Annotated in this window: 9 protein-coding genes; all 9 read left to right on the top strand. The window is 70.2% G+C overall.

Translation table 11 applies throughout. The features are described from left to right. The 9 genes from HUW53_RS10030 to fhuB all read left to right on the top strand — a co-directional run bounded on the left by HUW53_RS10030 (position 1) and on the right by fhuB (position 22,950). Positions 1–2,784, top strand: coding sequence for an ATP-binding cassette domain-containing protein (locus HUW53_RS10030; protein WP_237345613.1), 2,784 nt, complete (start codon positions 1–3; stop codon positions 2,782–2,784). Continuing rightward, positions 2,748–4,919, top strand: coding sequence for an AMP-binding protein (locus HUW53_RS10025; RefSeq protein WP_237345612.1), 2,172 nt, complete (start codon positions 2,748–2,750; stop codon positions 4,917–4,919). The genes HUW53_RS10030 and HUW53_RS10025 overlap by 37 nt, the downstream gene beginning before the upstream one ends. Next, on the top strand, positions 4,906–13,818 hold the full coding sequence (locus tag HUW53_RS10020; RefSeq protein WP_237345611.1) for a type I polyketide synthase: 8,913 nt from the start codon (positions 4,906–4,908) through the stop codon (positions 13,816–13,818). Before HUW53_RS10025 ends, HUW53_RS10020 begins: the two co-directional genes overlap by 14 nt. Positions 13,819–14,053: 235 nt before the next feature. Then, positions 14,054–14,569: a sigma-70 family RNA polymerase sigma factor gene (locus HUW53_RS10015; RefSeq protein ID WP_307500101.1), complete on the top strand. Its 516-nt coding sequence runs from the start codon at positions 14,054–14,056 to the stop codon at positions 14,567–14,569. Between the two features lie 308 nt (positions 14,570–14,877). Next, a complete protein-coding gene (locus HUW53_RS10010; RefSeq protein WP_237345609.1) occupies positions 14,878–15,813 on the top strand; it encodes a FecR family protein in 936 nt (311 codons plus the stop codon). A 143-nt stretch (positions 15,814–15,956) separates the two neighbouring features. Next, complete coding sequence (locus tag HUW53_RS10005; RefSeq protein ID WP_237345608.1) at positions 15,957–18,545, top strand: TonB-dependent siderophore receptor; 2,589 nt, start codon at positions 15,957–15,959, stop codon at positions 18,543–18,545. Beyond that, positions 18,539–19,327 carry an ATP-binding cassette domain-containing protein gene (locus tag HUW53_RS10000; protein WP_237345607.1) on the top strand — a complete coding sequence of 263 codons (789 nt, stop codon included), beginning with the start codon at positions 18,539–18,541 and terminating at the stop codon, positions 19,325–19,327. The genes HUW53_RS10005 and HUW53_RS10000 overlap by 7 nt, the downstream gene beginning before the upstream one ends. A 79-nt stretch (positions 19,328–19,406) precedes the next feature. After that, complete coding sequence (locus tag HUW53_RS09995; protein WP_237345606.1) at positions 19,407–20,954, top strand: sigma-70 family RNA polymerase sigma factor; 1,548 nt, start codon at positions 19,407–19,409, stop codon at positions 20,952–20,954. Next, positions 20,941–22,950, top strand: a complete 2,010-nt coding sequence (fhuB, locus tag HUW53_RS09990) for a Fe(3+)-hydroxamate ABC transporter permease FhuB (protein WP_370877798.1) — start codon at positions 20,941–20,943, stop codon at positions 22,948–22,950. Before HUW53_RS09995 ends, fhuB begins: the two co-directional genes overlap by 14 nt. Position 22,951: the final 1 nt, after the last annotated feature.

The raw sequence follows: 22,951 nt of genomic DNA, 5'->3' as shown, positions 1-22,951 counted from the left end.
ATGTCCATCCGGCATTTCGACTGGTTCAAGAAACATGAAACTGAGGATGAGGTGCTGCACAAGCTGCGGCGTCTCTACGGCGTCGCCTGTGAGCGCCTCGCGCTGAAGCCGGACGGCGGCTTCATCGAAGCGGCGATGGCGGCCGATCCCGAGGAAGCGCGGCGCGATCCGGTCCGCCGGCTCGCCCGTCACCTGTTCACCTACAAGCTGGCGATGCCGAGCGGGGCGTGGGGCCTTCTGGGGCTCGGGCTGCTGCATTCGGTGCTGCTGGAAGTGGCGCGCGAGGATGGCAAGAAGGCGGCTCCGGTGCGCATCCCGCGCGCGGAGGCGCACGATCTGGCCGGACTTGCCAGCCGCTTGCTGCTGCCCGAGGTCGACCAGAAGGACGTCCGCCGGGCGGCGGCTTTCGTCGAATTCCTGCTGAGGACCAAGGGGCCGAAGGGCTTCACCGCCTTCGGGCGCAACATGGGGGTCGATGGATCGGTCGACGCCGCGAGCCAGGCCGCCACCGGTCTCTCCGCGGGTGCGCTGGAACTCAAGTGGCAGGACGCCCTCAAGCCTGACGCGTCGGACAAGGGCCCGGTCTATCTCGTCTTGTGGGTGATGCGGGCGGCCGCGTCGCACAAGATGTTGCTGTTCTTCTTCCTGCTCGCCAATGCGGTGCAGATCCTTTATGCGGTCAAGGTACCGGTGTGGTTGCAGGGATTGTTCGACGACGGCATCAAGCCCAGCAACGTCGAGGTTATCCGCACTTACCTATCCTATCTGATCTGGGGGTTCCTTGCCTCCTCCGCGTTCGGCGTGCTGCTGGATTACACCGTCGCCAAGCTCGGGCCGCGCATCTTGAATGAGACGCGCGCGCGCATGTTCAAGAAGATCAACAATATCGACGCCCGGGATCTGGCGAGCGCCGACAATGACGAGATCATCGCCGATTTCTCCAACGACCTCACGGTGGTGGAGAAGGCGGTCATCTGGGCCGTGCCGGGGCTGTTCTCCAAGGGTCTGATGCTGATCGGCTCGGTGGTGGTCGCCTTCACTTTGGACCGGAATCTGGCGATCGCCACCCTGGCGACCCTCATCATCGCCTTCTGGCTGCCGCGCGGCTTCAGCCGCCGGGCGGTGCGCTTCAATTACGAGCGCGGCGCCGAGGATTCAAAACTTGCCCGCATCGTCAAGGAAACCTTGCTGATGCAGCGGGTCATCCGCATTTTCGGGCTGCGCGACCTGCAATCCCGGTTCTTCACGAGCCAGCTCGGTCGGCTGTTCAAGTCGAGCTACCATCAATACTTCTCCTCGGGACTCGTGGGCCGCACCACCAGCTTCGGCGTCAGCGCCGCGCAACTGGTGGTGATCGCGCTGGGGGCCGTGCAGTCGGTGGACGGGCTCGTGTCCTCGGGCACCATCGTCGCCTTCATCACGCTGCTGCTGACCATCGGTGGCGCCGCCGGCTTCATCGGCGCGCAGTTGCCGCTGCTGATCCAGGGTATCGGCGGGCTGGAGCGGGTGGAGGCGCTGCTCGCCAAGCCCGACGCGGCGCCCGATCCGCAGACGCCTGAGCCCATCGACGGGCCGGTGCATGCGCTGCGCTTCGATGAGGTGAGCTTCAGCTATGAGGGCGGGATCACGGCCATCGACAAGATCTCGCTGTCCATCGACTGTCCCAAGCGGGTGATGGTGGTGGGGCCGTCCGGCTCGGGCAAGTCCACCATCCTGCGCCTCATCGAGAACCAGTTCTCGCCATCGAGCGGGCATGTCCGGCTGAACGGCGTCGATCTGCGCCTGCTCGGCGAGGCGCAGATCCGCTCGCTTATCTCGCTGGTGCCACAGGAGGCCCAGCTGTTCCAGACCTCCGTGCGGGAGAACATCCGCATGGGCAAGCTCGACGCCACCGATGCCGAAGTGGAGGCCGCGGCGAAGGCGGCCGACATCCACGACATCATCATGGCGCTCAGCGACGGTTACGACACCAACGTGGGTGAAGGCGGCAACAAGCTCTCGGGCGGCCAGCGCCAGCGCATCGCCATTGCCCGCGCCATCTTGCGCGATCCACAGATCCTGCTGCTCGACGAGGCCACCTCGGCGCTCGACCCCGCGAGCCGGGAGGCCGTGGAGGCGACCTTGCGCAAGGTCACGGCCGGCCGCACCGTGGTGGCGATCACGCACGAGCTGACCCAGTGCGAGCATGCCGACCTCATCTATGTGGTGCGGAACGGACGCCTGGAGGAAAGCGGCACCCACGCGTCGCTTCTTGCCGCCGACGGCGTCTACGCCGACCTCTGGCAGCGGAGCATGATCGCCGGTTCCGAAGGCGTGGTGCCGCGCGACCAACTGCTCGACCGGCTGCGCAAGCGCCCGGTGCTCCAGGGGGTTCCTGAATCTTTCCTGGAGCGTCTGCTCGCCCGCATGACCGTGGAATCGGTGGCGGCTGACACGGTGCTCATCGAGGAGCGCAAGCCCGCCGGCCGCATGATCTTCATCACCCAGGGCGAGGCCCAGCAGAGCATCCGCCTGTCCGATGGCACCTGGATGCCGGTGGCGGTGCTGGAAGCCGGGGATGCGGTGGGCGAATACGCGGCCCTCGAAACCGCCGAGGAGTTCACCCGCGTGGTGACGCGCAAGGCGTGCCGCCTGCTCACCATCGACCAGACATCCTTGCGCGCGCTCCTCGACAGCGAGCCCGAGATCAAGGACCGGATCGTCGCCGCGCTTGCCGCGCGCCACGAGGCAATGATGGAGCATTACGCATGGCAGAAGCTGCAGCAACAGGCGCAGCCGCAGTGACCGCCGCGGCGCAGGCCGGCACCATCGCGCTGCGGCTGGAGGCGTTGGCGCGGGCGCCCGATGGCCGCTGGTCGATCACCTTCCTCGACAGTCATGGCGCGGTGGCGGAGCACTGCACCGCCGCCGCCTTGGCGGCGCGCGTCGCGGCCGTGGCCGGCGTATTGGAGCGGGAAAGCGCGCCCGGCGCGCCCGTGCTGCTGGTGTTCCAGCCCTGCGTCGACTTCCTGGTCGCGTTTCTGGCCTGCCAATGGTCGGGCCGCCTCGCGGTGCCGATCAATCCGCCACGCCGGCACCGGTTGATCGCGCGCCTGCAGGCGGTCGCGGCCGACAGCGGCGCAAAGGTGGCGCTCACGGGCGGTGGCGTGGCCGAGCAGGTCGCCCATTGGCGGGCTGACAGCACCGTTCTCGGCGCCCTGCGCTGGCACGATCTCGGCGGCCTCGACCTGGATCCGGCGCGGGCGGCTCCGCTGCGGGCGGTGGATCCGCAGGCGACCTGCTTCATCCAATACACCTCCGGCTCCACCGCGTTGCCGAAAGGGGTGGAGGTGAGCCACGCCAACCTCATGGCGGACATGGCCCGCATGGAAGCGGCGTGGGGTCTTTCGCCGGCCAGCACCATGGTGAGTTGGCTGCCGGCCTTCCATGACCTCGGGCTCATCTTCGGCCTGTTGCAGACGCTGTTCTCCGGCTGTCCGGTGGTGCAGATGGCGCCCAACAGCTTCCTGCAGCGGCCGGTGCTGTGGCTCGACGCCATCACCCGCTTTCGCGGCACCCATACCGCCGCGCCGAGCTTCGCCTATGACCTGTGCAACCGCCGGATCGCGCCCGAGCAGCGCGAAGGGCTCGACCTTTCCTCCCTGGTCATGGCCATGAACGCCGCGGAGCCCATCGATCCGCAGGTGATGGAGACTTTCACGGATACGTTCGGCCCTTATGGGTTCCGCCGTGAGACGTTCGCGCCGGCCTATGGCCTTGCGGAATCGACCCTGGCGGTCACGGCGAGCCCGGTGGGGATGGCGCCCCGGCTGTTCACGCTCGATCCGGGGGCGTTGGAAGCGGGCCGGATCGCGCTCGCCCCGCCCTCGACCACGCCTTCGGCGCCTCGCCGCAGCGTGATCGCCGGGTGCGGGGCGCCGCTGGCCGACGTGCCGGTCGCCATCGTCGATCCGCAGACGCTCCGCCGCCTGCCGCCGGACGGGGTGGGCGAGGTCTGGGTCGGCGGACCCACCATCGCCCGCGGCTATTGGCGCCGCGTGGAGGAGAGCGCCGCCACCTTCGGGGTGCGCATCGCCGGCGAGGATGACCCGAACGGCTATCTGCGCACCGGCGATCTCGGGGCCATGATCGACGGTGAATTGTGCATCACCGGCCGCATCAAGGACCTCATCATCCTGTCCGGCGCCAATCATTATCCGCAGGATATCGAGCGGGTGGCGCAGGCCGCGCACCCGGCCCTTCGCATCGGCAGCGGCGCCGCCTTCAGCGTCGCCGACGACCATGGCGGCGTCCAGGTGGTGCTGGTGCAGGAACTGGAGCGCACCCAGCGCCGCGCCGATCCCGACCCCCTGTTCAGCGCCATCAGCGCCGCCGTCTGGGAAAATCTGGAGCTTCAGCTTGCGCGCATCGTGCTGGTGGAGCCGGGCGCGGTGCTGCGCACCTCCAGCGGCAAGATCCAGCGTTCGGCCAACGGCCGGGCGTGGCGCGACGGCGCGCTGCCGGTCATCGCCGAGTGGCGCAGCGCGCGCGAACGGGGGCGTGCGGGAGCGGTTCCGTCCGCGTCGCAGCCCGTGCCGGGGGGAGACGCGGCGGCCCTCGGATCGTGGCTGCGAGAATGGCTGGCCCAGCGGCTGGAGCTGCCCGTGTCCGAGGTGGCCGCGCAACGCGGCCTAAGCGAGCTTGGTCTCACCTCCATCGATGCGGTGGAACTGGCCGCCGCCCTTGGCGCCCACTGCGGGCGGGAGCTGCCGCAGACCTTCGCCTTCGACTACCCGACCATCGGCGCCATCGTCGCGCACCTGTGCGGGCCGCCAGCAGAGCCGGCGGCGGTTGCGCGGAAGGTGGCCGGACCCCGCCAGGGCGGGGACCTGGAGGAACTTCTGTCCATGATCGAGGGAGGCGCCCGTGGGCGTGATTGAGGACCGTCGCGCCGATCTCACCCACCGCCTGGCGCGGCTGCGCCCCGAGCAGATCGCGGATCTCTTGCTTGCGCTCGAAGGTCGTCTGGATGCTGTGCGGGCCGAGGTGGCGTCGGCTGCGGCGCCGGTGGCGATCGTCGGCCTCGCCGCGCGCGTCGCGCAGGCCGCCTCGGCACAAGAGTACGCAAACCTTTTGTTTGAAGGGCGCGATGCGGTGCGCCCCGCGCCCGCCGACCGCCCGGAACGGGAGGGACTGCCGCCCGGCGGCTATCTCGACGGCGTGGACCGCTTCGACGCTGCTTTCTTCGGCCTGCGGCCCGACGAGGCCGACGCCATGGACCCGCAGCATCGGCTGGCGCTGATGCTGGCGTGGCATGGGCTGGAGGACGCCGGCTATGCCGACGCCGGCCGGCGCCCGCGATCAACCGGGCTGTTCCTGGGGCTCGGCGCCAAGGATTACGAAACGCGCTTTCACGCCGCCGATGCGCTCTCGCCGGCGGCGATCCTGGGCAACGCGGGGTCCATCGCCGCCGGCCGCATTTCCCATTGGCTGGACATCACCGGGCCGGCGCTGGTGATCGACACGGCGTGCTCGTCCTCGCTGGTGGCGGTCCACGCCGCCTGCCGCGCCCTGCGCGCGGGCGAATGCGACCTGGCGCTCGCGGGCGGCGTGAACCTTGTGCTTGATCCGGCCGTGACGGCGGCGCTCGGAGCTGCCGGCATGCTCGGTCCAGGCCACGCCTGCCGCACGTTCGACGCCGCCGCCGACGGCTATGTGCGTGGTGAGGGCGGCGGCATCGTGGTGCTGAAGCGCCTAGCCGACGCCGTGCGTGACGGGGATCGCATCCGCGCCGTCATTCGCGGCAGCGCCATCAATCATGACGGGCACGCGAGCGCCCTCACGGCCCCGAGCCGCGCCGCGCAACGGGCGGTCATCGCCGCCGCGCTGGCCGCTGCCGGCCTGTCGCCGCACGAGGTCCAGGCGGTGGAGTGCCATGGCACGGGCACGCCGCTCGGGGATCCCATCGAGGTGCAGGCCCTTGCCGATGCCTATGGCGCGGAGCGGTCTTCGCCTTTGCTGCTGGGCTCCGCCAAGACCAATATCGGGCACCTGGAGGCCGCCGCCGGCATCGCGGGCCTCGTCAAGATGGTGCTGGCGCTGGAGGCCGGGCGCCTGCCGGCGACGCTGCACCAATCCCGCCCCAATCCGCGCATCGCCTGGGAGGATCTGCCCGTCAAGGTCATCGACCGCGCCTTGGATTGGCCCGCCTGCGGGCACCGCCGCGCGGCGGTGAGCAGCTTCGGCTTCTCCGGCACCAACGCCCATGTGATCATGGAAGCGGCGCCTGCCTTCACCTGCGAGGCGGAGGCGCCGCCGTCGATCCTGCCGCCGATCCTGCCGCTCTCGGCGCCGGACGCGGACGGCCTGCGCCGCCTCGCGGCGGCCCTGGCGGACCATCTTGCCGCCCATTGCGACCTTCCCCTTGAGGAGGTCGCCGCCGCGCTGGCGAGCGGGCGGGGCCGCTTCGCCCATCGCGCCGCCTGCCTCGCGCGCAGCCGGGAGGAGGCGATTGCCGGGTTGCGCGCCATCGCCGCCGGGGACGAGCCGCCGGTCGGCGCCATGGGTATCGCCGGCCCGGAGCGGCCGAAGGTCGCCTTCCTGTTTTCCGGCCAGGGCAGCCAGTGGCCGGGCATGGCGGCGGATCTTTACGGCTGCGACACCGCGTTTCGCGACCGGGTGCAGGGGGCCGGGCAGCGCCTGGGCCTCGACCTCGCCGGCCTGATGTGCGACCCCGCGGCCGGCGCGCGGCTGACCGATACGGCCTATGCCCAGCCGGCGCTGTTCGTGCTCGAATGCGCGCTGGCGGAGCGCCTCGCGGGTTTCGGCGTGCGGCCGGACGTGCTCGCCGGCCACAGCCTCGGGGAATGGTCGGCCGCGTGCGTCGCCGGCGTGCTCCCGTTCGAGGCGGGGCTCGATGTGGTGGCCGCGCGCGGCCGGCTGATGGGGGAGCTGCCGCGTGGGGGCGAGATGGCGGCGGTGTTCGCCCCGCTGGAGCGGCTTGCCCCGCTTTTGGACCGGCATGCGCCGCACCTCGGCATCGCCGCCCTCAATGCGCCCGATGAGATTGTGGTGTCGGGCGAGGGCGCGGCGATCGGCGCGCTGCTGGCGGATCTGGATGCCGCCGGCATCGGTTGCCAGCGCCTCGCCACCAGCCATGCCTTCCATTCGCACCTGATGGAGCCGGCGGTGGCGCCGTTCGAGGAGGTGGTGCGCGGCGCCGCCCTTTCCGAGCCGCGGCTGCCGGTCGTGTCCAACGTGACCGGCGCCACCGGGGCGGCGCTGCGCGATCCGGCCTATTGGGGGCGGCAGATCCGCGCGCCCGTGCGTTTCGGTGAGGGGCTCGACGTCATCGCCGCCGCTGGCGTGACGGTGGTGGTCGAAATCGGCCCGGCCGCCAGCCTGCTGGCCCTGGCGCAGCGCGCGCCCGGTTTCCAGGGCAAGGCGCTGCGCTTCGTCCCCACCATGCGCCGCAATCGCGCGGCGAGGGAGACCCTGGCCCTCGCTTTGTGTCGCCTGTTCGCGGCCGGGCTCGACATCACTTGGCCGGACCTCGGGGGCCGGCGGGCGTGCCTTCCCGGCTATCCCTTCGCCAGTGCGCCGCACTGGATCGCGGCGCCGGATCGGCCGCGCGTCAGCCCGCCGACGCCGGGCGCGGCGCCTGCGGTCGCGCTACCCGCCCCCGCCCGCCGGCTCGACGCGGACGAGGTGCGGGCGGCGGTGTCGGCCAGCCTCCAACGCAGCCTGCAACTGGATGCGGCGGCACTCGCTGGCGAAACCGGCTTCTTCTCACTCGGCATCGATTCCCTCGCGCTGACCGAGGCCCTATCCACCCTGGAGCGACGCTGGAAGGTGGCGATCCCCCGTCGTGAGCTGTTCGAGAGCCTCAGCACCCCGCGCGCGCTGCTGGATCGTGTCGTGCGCGAGGTTCTGGCCCAGGCGCCGGTCGCGCTGTCCGCATCCGGAGCTGTCGCATCCGGAGCCAGCGCCACCGCGCGCGCACGCACCGACCCCCAGGCATCCGCGCCCCAGGCATCCGCGCCCCAGGCATCCATGTCCCAGGCATCCATGTCCCAGGCATCCGCGCCCCAGTCACCGACGCCCCAGGTCGAGACGATGAGCGCCGAGGCCGGCGGTTTCATCGCTGATTTTGCCGCGCGCTATGTCGCCAGAAGCCGCGCTTCCCGCCGCCATCGCGAAGCCCATGGCGCGGTGCTCGCCGACAGCCGGGCGGTGGCCGGCTTCCGGCCCGAGACCAAGGCCATGCTTTACCCCATCATCGGGGTGAAGGGCGCCGGCAGCCACATCACGGATGCCGATGGCAACGATTATGTGGACCTGACCATGGGGTTCGGCGTCCAGCTGTTCGGCCACAATCCGCCGATGGTGGTGGATGCCATGGGCCGCCAGCTCGCCGAGCAGGGCCTGTTCCTGGGGCCGCAGGCGGAACAGGCGGGGGAGGTGGCCGCGCGCATCGCCCGCCTCACCGGCAACGAGCGGGTGGTGTTCTGCAACAGCGGCACCGAGGCGGTGATGACCGCCCTCCGGCTCGCCCGCCACGCCACCGGCCGCACGCGGGTGGCCATGTTCGCCGGCTCCTATCACGGCCATTTCGACGGCACCCTGGCGCGCACCTCGCCGGACGGCAGCAGCGCCACCCTTGCCAGCGGCACCCCGCTCGGCATGGTGGCGGATGTGGTGGTGCTCGATTATGCCGACCCGGAGGGCAGTCAGGCCGCGTTGGAGGCGCTGTCGGATAGCCTCGCGGCGGTGATCGTGGAGCCGGTGCAGAGCCGGCGGCCGAGCCTGCAACCACGCGCCTTCCTGCAATGGCTGCGCACCTTCACCGCCCGCGTCGGCGCGGCGCTGATCTTCGACGAGGTGCTGCTCGGCTTCCGCGTGGCGTCCGGTGGCGCGCAGGCGTGGGCGGACGTGCGGGCCGATCTCGTCACCTATGGCAAGATCGTGGGTGGCGGTCTGCCCATCGGCGTCGTCTCCGGCCGCAGCGCGTTCCTGGACGGGATCGACGGCGGCACCTGGCCGTTGGACGACGCCGGCGGCCCACGGGCCGAACGCACCTTCTTCGCCGGCACGTTCAACAAGAATCCGCTCACCATGGCGGCGGCTGCCGCCGTGCTCGGCCATCTGGAAGCCGCCGGTCCCGCGCTCCAGGACCGCCTGAACGCGCGCACCACCGCCCTCTGCCACCGCCTCAATGCCCGTCTGGAGGAGGAGGGCCGCGCGCTCCGGGTGGAGCATTTCGCCTCCCTGTTCCGCTTCGTGGGGGCGAGCGACCTTTTTTACAATCAGCTCATCTCGCGCGGCGTCTATGTGTGGGAGGGGCGCACCTGCTTCCTCTCCACCGCGCACAGCGATGCGGACCTGGAACAGGTGGTGGAGGCGGTGGTCGAGAGCGCGCGCGCCCTCGCCTCGGTCGGCCTGATGGGCGAGGCGCCGCGACCTGCGGCACACGCGAGCATCGAGACCTGTCCGGGCCAGCAGGCGCTGTGGGTGCTTTCCGCCTTCAGTCCGCAAAGCGCGGCCGCCTACAACCAGAGCCTCGTTCTGCGCTTCGAGGGCGTGCTGGAGGCGGCCCCCTTGCGCGAGGCCCTGGGCGACCTTTCGGCGCGCCATGACAGCCTGCGCATGCGCTTTGCGGAGGGCGGCGCGCAGGCGGTCATCGCCCGTGCTGTCGCCTTGAGCCTTGAGGAGGTCGATCTGCCGGACACGGCGGCGGCCGCCGCCTGGGTGCGGGCTGCTGCGGCGCGGCCGTTCGACCTCGCGGCGGCCCCGCTGCTGCGCGCGGCGCTGTTGCGGATCGGCGGGGCGGCGAGCGAACTTGTCCTCATCCAGCCGCATATCGTGACCGATGGTTGGTCGATGCAGGTGCTCGCACACGATTTGGCGCGTCTTTATAGCGCCCGTCGCGCCGGCTTCGCCGCCGATCTGCCGGCGACGGTGCCTTATGCGCGCTTCGCCGCCTTTGCCCGTGCCGCCGCCGCGGACCCGGCCGCCGCCGCGCACTGGCGGCAGGTGTTTGATCCACCGCCCCCGGCCCTGGATCTGCCGGCGGACCGGCCGCGTCCACCGCTCCAGACCCATGCGGGCGGGCAGGTGCGCCTGCGCCTGCCGGATGCCTTGTCCGCTCGCGTGCTCGATCTCGCCCGCGCGCGCGACTGTTCGCTTTTCACCCTGTGCCTCGCCGCTTATGGGCAATTGCTGTGCGAACTCTCGGGCGCAGATGACCTCACCGTGGCCATTTTCGCCGCGGGGCAGCCCATGGTGGGAGAGCCGGGGCTCACCGGCTATTGCATCACCACGCTCCCGCTCCGCCTTTCCGGCATCAGCGGCGCGGACCCCATCGGTGTTGCCCGCAGCGCCATGGCGCGGGCGCTGGCCTATCCCGCCTATCCCTTTCCGGCCATCGTCAAGGCGTGTGGCGTGAAGCGCGATCCCGCGCGCCCGCCGCTCGCCAGCGTCTCCTTCAACCTCGACCAGATGGAGGCCTTGCCGGCCTTCGGCGCGCTCACGCCGCAGGCGCGCGCCAACGACCACGGCAGCGTGCGTTGGGACCTCAACTGGAACCTTGAGGCCGATGCCGAGGGGCTGACGGTGGAGGCGAACTTCAACACCGACCTGTTCGACCCTGCCCGCGTGGAAGGGTGGGTCGCGCGCTATCGCGAGATCCTGGAGGGCTTCACCGGAAGCCCGGCGGCCGTGCGTGCGCCGGAGGCGCCGGCCACGTCCCTTGCCGATCATGTGGCGCGCTGGGCGGCGGAGCGGCCCGACGCCGATGCGGTGATCGACGCGGAAGGCGTCCTCTCCTGGTCGGCCCTCGCGCGGGCGAGTGGCGATCTCGCGGCGCGCCTCGCGCGGAGCGGCGTCGGGCGCGGCGACACGGTGGCGTTCTGCCTGGAGCGCGGCGCCGGTCCCCTCGTCGCCATGGCCGCCACCAGCCATCTCGGTGCCGCCTTCGTGCCGCTGGAGCCGGAGCACCCCGCGGCCCATCACGCGGCAGTGCTGGCGGACAGTGGCGCCAAGGTGCTCATCGCCGACGCATCGCTGCATGACGGGGCGGTGTCGGTGCCGGTCGTCGCCTGGAACCGTCACGCTCCGGAGCGGGATATGCCGCCGCGCGTGACGTGCGCGGCGGGCGACTTGGCCTATATCCTCTTCACCTCCGGTTCCACCGGGCGGCCGAAAGGGGTGAAGGTCTCGTGCGGCGGGCTCCAGGCCTATGCCGGCGCCATGCTGCACCGGCTGTCGGTGCCGGGGCCGGTGGTGTTCGGGATCGTCACCTCGTTTGCCGCCGATCTCGGCTATACCTCGGTCATCGGCGCCCTCGCCTGCGGCGGCATGCTCAATGTGGTGGATGGGCCGACCGCCCGCGACCCCGCCGCCCTCGTCGCCTGGATGGATCGGCACCCCATCGACGTGTTGAAGATCGTCCCGAGCCATCTTTCGGCGCTCATCACCACGCCTGAGGCCGCGGCCCTGCTGCCGCGCCGGGCGCTGATCTGCGGCGGCGACGTGCTCACCTTCGCCCTTGTGGACCGGCTGCGGTCCCTGCGGCCGGACCTGCGCATCTTCAATCACTACGGTCCCACGGAAACCACCATCGGTTGCGCCATGGTGGAGGTGACCGAAGCCCTGGCCCGCGCGCCGACCGAAGATGGCCGGGTCCCGGTGGGACGCGCGCTCGACGGCGCGGTGCTGGACATTGTCGATGACGCGGGCGACGTCCTGCCCGCCGGGCGGACGGGTGAGATCCGCGTGCGGGGCGCCGGGGTCGCGCTCGGCTATGTGGGGCTCGCGCCAGGGGCGGCCTCTGGATTCGTCCTCGCCCCCGATGGCACGCGCGCCTACCGCACCGGCGACCTCGGCAGTATGGGCGCGGACGGTCTCGTGCGCTTTCTCGGCCGCACGGATGACATGGTGAAGATCCGTGGCCATCGGGTTGATCCGAACGGCGTCGCCATGGTCATCCGCGGCTGCCTTGGGGTCGCCGATGCCGCCGTGCTGGTGGAGCGGGGCGAGGGCGGGGCGGCGCGCCTGTTCGCCGCCGCCGTCGCGCCGGGCCAGACCGCGGAGAGTCTTGGTGCCCGCATCGCCGATGTGCTGCCGGAAGCCCAGCGGCCGGCGCGCCTCGCCATAGTGGCGGCGCTGCCGCTCACCGCCAACGGCAAGGTGGACCGCAAGGCGCTGATGGCGCTGTTCGCCACGCCGCGCCCGCAGGCCGGCGGGCCGGCCATCGCCGAGGGGCCGCTCGGGGCGCTGCTCGCGCTGTGGCGGGAGCTGTTCGCCGCCGCAGCGGGGGGCATCGGGCCCGATGACGACTTCTTTGCCTTGGGCGGGGATTCCATCATGGCCATCCAGCTCGCGGGCAAGGCCCGCGCGGCCGGGTGGCTTCTGTCCCCCACGCAGATCTTCACGGCGCCGACGCCACGGCTGCTTGCGGACGTCATGCGGCCGGTCGTTGCAAGCCCCGATGTGGATCGCGGGCCGGTGGCGGAGGCGGTGCCGCTGACACCGATCCAGCGCTGGTTCATGGACCTGCCCATGCCCGACCGCCGGCGCTGGGCGCTGACGGCGGTGTTCGATCTGCCGGATGGCGTGTCCGAGGAGGCGTTGCGCGGGGCTTTTTCCGCCGCCGTTCAGCGCCATGACGCGTTGCGCACCTGCCTGCGTGATGGCGCGCCGCCGCTTCAGCAGGCGGGCGCGCCGGTACCGGTTCTCGTCCGAACCAGGGTGGCGGATGGGGACGACCGGGGCGCCGCCGAGGATGCGATGGCGGATGACCTGATGGCCGAGCTCGACCCCGCCTCGGGCCGCCAGTGCGCGGCTGGGTTGGTCGAGGGCGGGGGCACGCGACGGTTGGTGGTGGCGGTCCATCATGTCGTGTTCGACATGGTTTCCTGGGCGATCCTGGCGGAGGATCTGGCGGCGGCGCTCGCAGTGCCGCCGCGTCCGGTGGCCGCGCCGGCCACGGCCTGGTCGTGGTGGTGCCACAACCAGGCGCAGACGGCGCCGGCCTTCGAGGTTGAGCGGGCCTATTGGCGGGCGGTGGACACCGGCGCGCCGACCGCGGTGCCGCTCGACCATCCCGAGGCGCCCGACATCGAGGGGGAAGAAGGGTGCCGCGACATGCGGCTGGATGCGGCGCTCGCCGAACCCCTGCTCGCCGATCTCGCGGACCGCTTTGGCCTCCAGGCGCACGAAAGCACGCTCGCGCTTGTGGCGCGATCGCTGTTCGCGTGGGCGGGTGGCCCCATCCTCATCGAGCTGGAGGGGCACGGTCGCGAACCGCTGGACCCCGCCATCGATCTCTCGCGGACCATCGGCTGGTTCACCACCCGCTATCCGGTGGCGCTGCCGGCGGGGACGTCGGATCTCGCGCATTGGCTTCTGGAAGCCAAGGATGCGCTGAGGGCCGTGCCGCGGCGGGGCATCGGCTCCGGAATGCTGCGCTCCGGCGCGGCCGTCCCGGCCGAACCGCGGCCGCAGGTGTCCTTCAACTTCCTGGGCGACATCGGCCGTTTCGGCCATGCCGGCCTGAGACTGGTGCGCCTGGGCGCGGGACGCGAGCGTGACCCTGAGGCCGGGCGTCCCCACCGGCTCGCCTTCAACTGCTGGCAGGAGGAGGGGGCGCTGGTGGTGCGCTGCGCGTTCGGTGCCGGTCACGCGACCGCCACCATCGACCGGTTGATGGGCGCGATCCGCGCCGAGGCCGGCGCCTGGGTGACGGAGGTGGCGGCCGCGCCGCGCCGCTATTCGCCCAGCGATTTTTCCGGGGTGGACCTCAGCCAGGACGAGCTCGACGCCCTGCTGTCCGACCTTTAGGTCGCTCGGCGGGAAACGTCACGGCCGCCAGGACCGGCGCCGTGACGTTTCCCGGATGTCTTTCGGGCATTCACGCGCCACGGCCTGTTCGGATCGCCGCGGGCCGTTCGCCGCGCCGCGTCTTTCCGGGAATTGCCACCGCTACTCAAGTTCATTATCCTGTTGTTGTTGGATCTGGACTGTTGAGTTTGATTGAGCGCTCTGCTCCTTTGTGGCCGGCTGAAAGTTTCCCATCGTGGCGCCGAAAAATAGAACGTTTCTATTATCCGCCTTCACGGGGCACTACGACGCGCTTGTGCGGCGGGTGACGCGCCGTCTGGGCAATTCGGCGGCGGCCAGCGACGTGGTGCAGGATACGTTTCTGCGGGTCTACGCAACGTCGGCCAATGCCGAAATCGCCAGCCCGGCGGCCTATCTGTTCCGTGTCGCCGACAATCTCGCCATCGACCACATGCGGCAGGAGGCCGCGCGCGCACGCGTGATCGCGGCTGATCCCGATCAGGAAGATGTGCCCTCGCGGGAGGCCTCACCGGAGCGCGCCCTCGACTACAAGCAGCGCCTTGAGGTGTTGAATGCGGCCATCGCCGAGCTGCCGCCGAAATGCCGGGAAGTGTTCCTGCTGCACAAATACGACGGGCTGAGCCACAGTGAGATCGGGGAGCGGCTGGGCATCACGCGCTCCATGGTGGAGAAGCATGTGATGAAGGCCCTCGCCCATTTCCGGGACCGGCTCGCCGGCCTCCTTGATTAGACCCATTTCAAGAGAAGGGGATTTCTGCGCGGTGGAGGAACGTGCATGAACCGATCGTCCGGAGCGATCGCCGGGAGCCGAAGCGAGCGGAAAACGCTCTTGGTTCATACGCTGTGGGCAGGTCCGCCACCGCTCCGCGCGCCCATTTTGCCTTCAATCTGGAAATTTTCTAATTCTTGAGGTGAGGGATCGGCCAGTCTAATTCGTCAGGTAAGCGAGAGTGGCGGAAACCCTTCCTTCGCCACATCGTTCGCTCCACAGGTGCCGGTGTGCCCAAATCGCAAGATCCAGACACGACTGTTCGAGACATGGCCCGTGATGCCGCGCTGTCCTGGTTCACCACGGTGCATTCGGGGGAGGCGACGCCGGCCGAGCTGGCGCAGTTCCAGCGCTGGATCGGCGCAAGCGACGAGAACCGCCGCGCATATGAGATGCTCGGCGCGCTTTGGGGCGACCTCGACCGGCTGGGCGATCCGCGCCGGGCGCCAGCGGCGGACACGGTCCACCCGCTGCGGCGGGATCGTTCGGTCTCGCGGCGGGGGCTGATCCTGGGGGCGGCGGGCGCGGCAGCGGCGGCGGTGGTGGCTGGCGCCGTGGTGCTGCCGAACCTGCCCGACGGCGACATCCGCACCGGTGTGGGCGAGCAGAAGAGCCTCGACCTCGCCGACGGCTCACGGGTGGAGCTTGACGCGGATTCCGCGCTCTCCATCGATTTCAGCCCGCAGGCCCGGCATCTGACGCTGCTGCGCGGTCGCGCCTTCTTCGATGTCGCGCCGGATCACGCGAGGCCGTTCTCGGTGGCGGCGGCCGATGGCGTGACGACGGCGCAGGGCACCCAGTTTTCGGTGCACCTGTGGTCGGACGAGGTGACGGTGACGGTGCTGGAAAGCGCGGTGACCGTCCGTGCCGGCGCCGCGAACATGACCCAGCTTCTTGCCGGCGAGGCGGTGAGCTATGACGCCGCGGGCTTCGGCGCGAAGGAGGTGGTGGGCAAGGCCCAGGCCTCCGCCTGGAGGCGCGGCAAGCTGATCTTCGAGGATCGCCCTTTGCGGCAGGTGATCGCCGACGTGAACCGCTATCGGCGCGGCCGGATCGTGGTGACCAACCGGGATCTGCTGCGTCTCCAGGTGTCTGGAATCTTTGACGTGCACCAGCCGGACGGGGTGCTGGAGGCGATCACCCGCACGCTGCCGGTGCGTTCCGTCGCGCTCACGCGTTACCTCGTTCTGCTCTATCCAGCCTGACATAACGCCCTCCGCGCCGCCGAAAAATTCGCGGCATTGGGGTGAGGTGCGGGCACGTGACATCCGTCTCTCCGATATCGGCGGCGATTCATCCGGAGCTCCGGAGCCGGATTGCCTGAAGCGCATCGGGTGTGCGGGGTGTCATGCAGGATTATCGTGGGCGTCGGCCGTCGCGGGTGAGCGGCAATGTCATCCGTCTGGGCCTTGGGCTGCTGGCCGGCACGGCGCTGGCCTCGGGGCAGTGGGTCTCGGTGGCGGTGGCGCAGCAATCGGCCGTCAGCTTCTCCATTCCGCCGTCGTCGCTCGGCGCGGCGCTGTCCGCGTTCGGCGACCGGGCCAATCTGCAGGTGCTTTATGCGGCTGATCTCGCCCGCGGCGTGCGCTCGCCGGGCGTCTCGGGCAACCTGACGCCGGAGCAGGCCCTGTCCCGCCTGCTGGCGGGCACCGGGCTGAGCTATCGCTTCACCAATGCCAACACCGTCACCATCGCCCGCGCCTCGGCGGGCGGAGCGACCGGGGTTGCGGCGGATGGCACCATCCAGCTCGATACGCTGAACGTGGAGACCAACGACCTGACCGGCCCGTTCGTGGCGGTGGACACCTCCACCGGCATGAAGATGGATGTGCCCCTGCGCGAGGTGCCGCAATCGGTTTCGGTGGTCACCCGCCAGCAGATGCAGGATCGCGGCGTGCAGACGCTGAGCGATGCCATCGATTACTCCGCCGGCGTTTCCGCCTCGCCCTATGGCGAGGATGCGCGCTTCGAGCAATTCGTGATCCGCGGCTTCGACGAAAACCTGCTTGGTGTCTATCGCGACGGCATGCGCCTGCCCACCGCGGGCTTCGCCGGCTTCCGCCAGGAGCCCTATGGCCTGCAGCGGGTGGACATCCTGCGTGGCCCCACGTCCACCCTCTACGGCCTCAATAATCCGGGCGGTCTCATCAATCTGGTTTCCAAGCTGCCGGTGGTGGGCGCGCAGTTCGGTGAAATCTGGGGGTCCTACGGCTCCTTCGACACCGCGCAGCTCGGGTTCGACATCAACGGCGCCGGCATCGACGGTACCAACATCACCTATCGCCTCACCGGCCTGGTGCGGGAGGGCAACACGCAGGTCGACTATGTCGACAACAACCGCGTCTATCTCGCTCCGACCCTGACCTGGACGCCGAACACGGACACCACCTTCACGGTGTTCGCCAACTACCAGCGGGACCGCACCGGCGATACCTACCAGCTCCTGCCGGCTGAAGGCACGCTCTACCCCAGCGTCTATGGTTCGATCCCGCCTTCGCGCTTCCTCGGTGTGCCCGGACAGTCCCATTACAACGCCGACCAGTATTCGGTGGGCTACTTCTTCGAGCACCGCGCCGACAACGGCTGGACCTTGCGCCAGAACCTGCGCTACGCGTCGGTGGATGTGGATTATCTCACCGTCTACCCGACCTCGGCCTATGGCGGCGACACTTCCATCCTGTTGCGCACGGCCCAGCAAAACGACCAGACGCTGGGCGTCTTCACCATCGATAACCAGGCCCAGTATGACAGCGACCTTGGCTTTGCCGAGAATAAGCTCGTATTCGGCCTCGATTATTCCAACACCCAGCAGGACGGCACCCAAAACGGGGGGCCGCTGCAAAGCCTCATCACCGGCACTCTGCCGGTGTCGCCCATCAATCCTTATTTCCCCATCTACAGCCTAACCATCGACCCGCTCATCAACACGCTGAACACGACTCAAGACTTGAGCCAGACCGGCATCTACGCCCAGGACATGCTCAAGATCCACGACAAATGGGTGCTCACCTTCGGCGGGCGCTATGATTGGGTGTCGACCGAGAGCACCACCCAGAGCCCGGTTCTGGCCCAGCTCGCGCCGCTGCTCAAATATTATTACGGCGTCAACGTACCGAGCTATTTCAAGAGCAATTCCGCTGATAGCGCCTTTTCCGGCCGCGTCGGCCTGTCCTATCTGTTCGACAACGGGCTCACGCCCTATGTCAGCTATGCCAGCTCCTTCAATGTGGTGCCAGGCTTCACCCAGTCGAGCGTGACCGTGGATACGGCCTACGGCCCGCTGCCCATCAGCTACGACATGCAGCCGCTGAAGCCCGAGACCGGCGAGCAGTATGAACTGGGCATGAAGTATCAGCCCAACAACGGCAAGAGCTATATCCAGAGCTCGATCTATCAGATCACCAAGCAGAACGCGGTGAGCTTCGATACCACAGATCCGATGCAGATGGCCTATTACCAGACCGGCGAGATCCAGGTGCGCGGCTTCGAGCTTGAAGCCGCCATGGATTTCGAGAACGGTTTCAAGGTGCTGGCGGCCTATACCTACCTGCATGCGGAGGTCACGGAAGACATTCCACCGGTGGGCCAGGCGAGCATTGTCGGCAACGTGCCGGAGCGTGTGCCCGAGCATCTGGCGTCCGCCTGGCTGGATTACACCTTCCAAGAGGGCGCGCTGAAGGGATTCGGCCTTGGTGGCGGCGCGCGTTACGTGGGCGCTACCTGGGGCGACCGCGCCAACACCATCTACGTGCCGAGCTATACCCTGTACGACGCGGCGCTGCGCTACACCAAGGACAATTGGCTATTCTCGCTGACCGCCAAGAACCTGCTGGACAATTATTATGTCGGGACCTGTTCCAGCATCGGCAACACTTACATCGGCTGTTCCTACGGCCAGACGCGCACCGTGACGGCGCAGGTGACCTACCGATGGTGAGCGCGGCGATGGAGGGCTTCGCGCTCGACGGCGTCGGCTTTGCCGCCGAAGGGCGCACCCTCCTTCACGAGGTGTCCCTCACCCTGGCCCCGGGGCGGGTCGTGGGCGTCGTCGGGCACAACGGGTCCGGCAAGTCCACCCTGCTGAAGCTGCTGGCGCGCCAGCAGGCGCCGAGCGCCGGCGCGCTGCGGCTCGATGGGCGCGATCTGTCGAGCTGGAGCAGCCGTGCGTTCGCCCGCATGGTGGCCTATCTGCCGCAGACGCCGCCTTCGGCCGGCGCCCTCAAGGTACGGGAGCTGGTGGCCTGCGGGCGCTATCCCTGGCATGGCGCGCTCGGGCGCCGGACGGCGCGGGACCGCGACGCGGTGGAGGCGGCCTTGCAACTCGCCGACGTGGGCGCCTTCGCCGACCGGCTGGTGGAGACCTTGTCCGGCGGGGAGCGGCAGCGGGTGTGGCTGGCCATGCTGGTCGCGCAGGAGGCCCGCTATCTCCTCCTCGACGAGCCGATCGCGGCGCTGGATGTGGCCCATCAGGTCGAGGTGATGGCGCTGGCCCGGCAGCTCGGCCATGCGCGCGGCCTCGGAGTTGCCGTGGTGCTGCACGACGTGAACATCGCCGCGCGCTATTGCGACGAACTCGTGGCGCTGCGCGGCGGCCGGCTGCTGAAGCGCGGGGCGCCGGCGGATGTGGTGACCGCCGAGGGACTCGCGGACATCTACGGCATCCCCATGGCGGTGATGCCCCACCCGGATGGCGGGTGGCCCGTGAGTTTCGTTCGCTGAGCCCGCGCCCGGCAGGTCGCCGGGGACGGGATGCGCCGACCGTGGCGGTTTCGTCGCGGCCGGGCGGAAAGGGGTTTTCATGAACGCGCCACTTCACGCATCATTGCGGGCGGCCGGACCCTCCGGCGCACTGCCCGCCGCATCGCCCGTCGCGCCTCTGCTTGCGGCGCTGATCGTCCACCGCGCCCGCCTGCTGCGCGAGGCATTCCGGATTCTCCGGTCGCAGCATCTTGCGGAGGAGGTGGTGGAGGATGCTGCGGTGAAGCTGTGCGAGGCGGAAGGGGTGGTGGAGGCCGACCATCCGGCGCCCTTCCTGTCGCGCCTTGTGCGCAACCTCGCCATCGACCGCGCGCGCCGCTTGAAACGGGAGCGCCTTTGGGCGGGCAGCGCCGAGGAAGCCGAGCGTGTGCCCATGCCGTGCGCCTGTCCGCTGGAACGCCTGGAGCAGAGGGAGATGGTGGGGGTGGTGATGCGCACCCTGGCTACACTGCCGCCGCGCACCCGCTTCGCGTTCCTGCGTCATCGTCTCGACGGCATGCCGCAGAAGGATATCGCGGAATATCTGGGGGTTTCGCGCACCTTGGTCAACTTCATGGTGCGCGACGCCACCAAGGCGTGCCGTGACAGTATCGACGGTTATTGCGGTCGCACCCGCGCGCCCTGCCCGGATGGCGCCCGCCGCCACGGAACGCCGGGCAGGGACCCGCGGCGTGGTCGCGAAGGCGTCGGCGTGATGGGGATGATCCTCAGCCGCCGGGGGTTTGTCGCCGCCGCATCCACTTTGCTTGCCGCCCCGGCGTGGGCGACGGCGCCCCGGCGCGTGGTGGCGTTCGACTGGGGTATCGTCGAGACCCTGCTCGGGCTCGGCGTCGTGCCGGCCGGGGTTGCCGAGGCGGACGAGTATGACCATTGGGTGGGTGAGCCGGCCTTGCCGCCGGGCGTCGCGGACGTGGGCCTGCGGCTTGAGCCGAACCTCGAGGCGGTGGCGCGGCTGAAGCCGGACCTGATCGTCATCACGCCGCAGCTGGAGGCGCTGGAGCCGACCCTGGCGCGGATCGCGCCCACCTTGAACCTCGCCATTTTCGCGGCGGAAGGCGACGTCTGGGGCCGCGCGCGGCAGGTGGCATTGACGTTGGCGGAGGCCACCGGGCGACCGGAGGCGGGCGCGCGCCTGCTGGCCGCAACGGATGCGGCGATCGCGGCGGCCCGGCCCCGGGTGGCGCCGCTGGCGGGGCGCCCGCTGTATCTCGCGAGCTTCGTCGATGCGCGGCATGTGCGGGTCTACGGACGCGGCGCGCTGTTCGATGCGGTGCTGGCGCGGCTCGGGCTTTCCAACGCCTTTTCCGGGCCGGCGACCTTCTGGGGCTTCGCGACTTTCGGGCTGGAGCACCTCGCCGCTCCGGCCGATGCGCGGCTCTTGATCTTCGAGCCGGTGCCGCCGGAGGCGCGCGAAACCATGGCGCATGGCCCGTTATGGCGGCGCCTGCCGATGGTGGAGGCTGGCCGCGTCGGGCTGCTGGCGCCGGTCTGGTCGTTCGGCGGGCTGGTGTCGGCCATGCGGTTCGCCCGCGTTCTGGCGGACTTCGCGGCCACGCCGGACGCGGCAAAGGGGGATGTTCGTGGCTGATCGTGTCGGAGTTGAGCTGGCGCCGCGAGAGAAGGGCCTCCCGTTCATGGGGCCGGCCGTGATGGTGCTGGGCCTCGGGCTCCTTGCGGTGCTGCTCAGCGCCCAGAGCCTGACAGCCCGCATCGAAGGTGGCTCATTGCTGGGGGCCATTCTGTCGCCGTCCGGCATGGGCGAACTGGTGGTGCATTTCAGCTGGCTGCCACGGCTCCTGGTGTCGTGGCTGTGCGGCGCGGCGCTGGGCCTCGCCGGTGTTCTGATGCAGCAGGTGCTCCGCAATCCTCTGGCCTCGCCCACCACGCTTGGCGTCTCCGCCGGCGCTCATCTGGCGCTGGTGGCCGCGACCCTGGCCGTGCCCGGCCTCGCCGGCCTGGGGCGCGAGGCGGTGGCCCTCGCCGGCAGCGGCGTGGCGGCCGCGCTGGTGTTTTCCTTGGCCTGGAACAAGGGCCTCGCGCCGCTGGCGGTGGTGCTCGCGGGGCTCGTGGTGAGCCTGTATTTCGGCGCCCTGGGGGCCGCCTTGGTGCTGTTCAACCAGAGCTATCTCGCCGGCCTGTTCATCTGGGGCGCGGGCGCGCTGTCGCAGCAGGACTGGAGCGTGGTGCTGCGCCTCGGACCGCTGGTCGTGGCTTCGGGCGTGGCGGCGGCGCTGATGGTGCGGCCGCTGGCGCTGCTCGATCTGGACGAAGCCGGCGCCCGCGGTCTCGGGGTGCCGCTGGTGGGCCTGCGCCTCGCCGCCCTTGCGGTTTCGGTGGTGCTGGCCGCCGCGGTGGTGAGCGCGGTGGGCGTGGTGGGCTTCGTGGGTCTCGCGGCGCCGGCGCTCGCCACCTTGGCCGGGGCCCGGACTTTCGGCGCGCGGCTGGTGTGGGGGCCGTTGATCGGCGCCGTCCTGCTCTGGTTCGCGGACCAATTGGTTCAGGTGCTGGCGGGGCTCTACGGCGATCTCGTGCCCACCGGGGCGCTGACGGCGCTGTTCGGCTCGCCGCTGTTGCTGTGGCTGCTGCCGCGCCTGAAGCGCGACGTGCGGCCCCCGCGCATGGCGGCGCCGGTGAGGGAGCCGCGCGCCCGCCACCCGGTGGGCGCGCTGATCGCCATGGTCGCGGCGCTCGGCGTGCTGGTGCTGCCGGCGCTGCTGCTGTCGCATGACGCGGCGGGCTGGAGCCTTGACCTGTCCGGCGCCCTGCTGGAATGGCGTTGGCCGCGGGTGCTGGCGGCGCTGGCGGCGGGTGCGCTGCTGGCCATGGCCGGCACCATCACCCAGCGCGTCACCGGCAATCCGATGGCGAGCCCGGAGGTGCTGGGGCTGACTTCGGGTGCCGCATTGGCGCTGATCGTGGTGGTGATGGCGCTGCCCGGCGCCGACCGCGCCACTGAGATCGCGGCGGGCGCCGCCGGGGCGTTCCTTACCACTGTTGGGCTTTTGTGGCTGACCCGGCGGGCCGCCTTCGCGCCCGACAGCATCCTGCTGGCGGGCATCGCCCTTGGCGCCCTATTCGACGCGCTGGTGGTGGCGGTGACCGCGTCGGGTGATCCACGGGCCGTGACGCTGCTGGCCTGGCTCGCCGGTTCCACCGCGCGGGTCGGTTCGTCGGAGGCGCTGACCGGCCTGGTCGCCGTGGTCGCGCTCGGTGCGGCGGCGGTTCCGTTCGCGCGTTGGCTCGACCTGCTGCCGCTGGGCGCGGTCACCGCCGGCGCGGTGGGGGTGGATGTGAAACGCGCGCGCCTGCTGCTGCTGGTGCTGACGGCGCTGATGACCGCCACCGCCACCCTCATCGTGGGGCCGCTCACCTTCGTCGGGTTGCTGGCGCCGCATCTGGCGCGGCTGGCGGGCTTTCCGCGGGCGCTGCCCCACCTTCTCGCGGCGGCCCTCGTCGGGGCGCTGGTGATGGTGGGGGCGGACCTGTTGGGGCGGACCCTCATCTATCCCCGGCAGATCCCCACCGGCCTTCTGGCCACCCTCATCGGCGCGCCCTATCTGCTGTGGCGCCTTCGGAGGTTGTAGG

Source organism: Xanthobacter agilis, assembly GCF_021730435.1.
GTDB lineage: Bacteria > Pseudomonadota > Alphaproteobacteria > Rhizobiales > Xanthobacteraceae > Xanthobacter > Xanthobacter agilis.
This window is presented reverse-complemented; position numbering and strand designations above follow the sequence as displayed.

Bases quoted from the DNA above. Each gene is read 5' to 3' on its own strand.
- HUW53_RS09995 (WP_237345606.1), top strand. From the start codon at position 19,407: ATGAACGCGCCACTTCACGCATCATTGCGGGCGGCCGGACCCTCCGGC.
- HUW53_RS10025 (WP_237345612.1), top strand. From the start codon at position 2,748: ATGGCAGAAGCTGCAGCAACAGGCGCAGCCGCAGTGACCGCCGCGGCG.
- HUW53_RS10030 (WP_237345613.1), top strand. From the start codon at position 1: ATGTCCATCCGGCATTTCGACTGGTTCAAGAAACATGAAACTGAGGAT.
- HUW53_RS10010 (WP_237345609.1), top strand. From the start codon at position 14,878: ATGGCCCGTGATGCCGCGCTGTCCTGGTTCACCACGGTGCATTCGGGG.
- HUW53_RS10005 (WP_237345608.1), top strand. From the start codon at position 15,957: ATGCAGGATTATCGTGGGCGTCGGCCGTCGCGGGTGAGCGGCAATGTC.
- fhuB (WP_370877798.1), top strand. From the start codon at position 20,941: ATGTTCGTGGCTGATCGTGTCGGAGTTGAGCTGGCGCCGCGAGAGAAG.
- HUW53_RS10000 (WP_237345607.1), top strand. From the start codon at position 18,539: ATGGTGAGCGCGGCGATGGAGGGCTTCGCGCTCGACGGCGTCGGCTTT.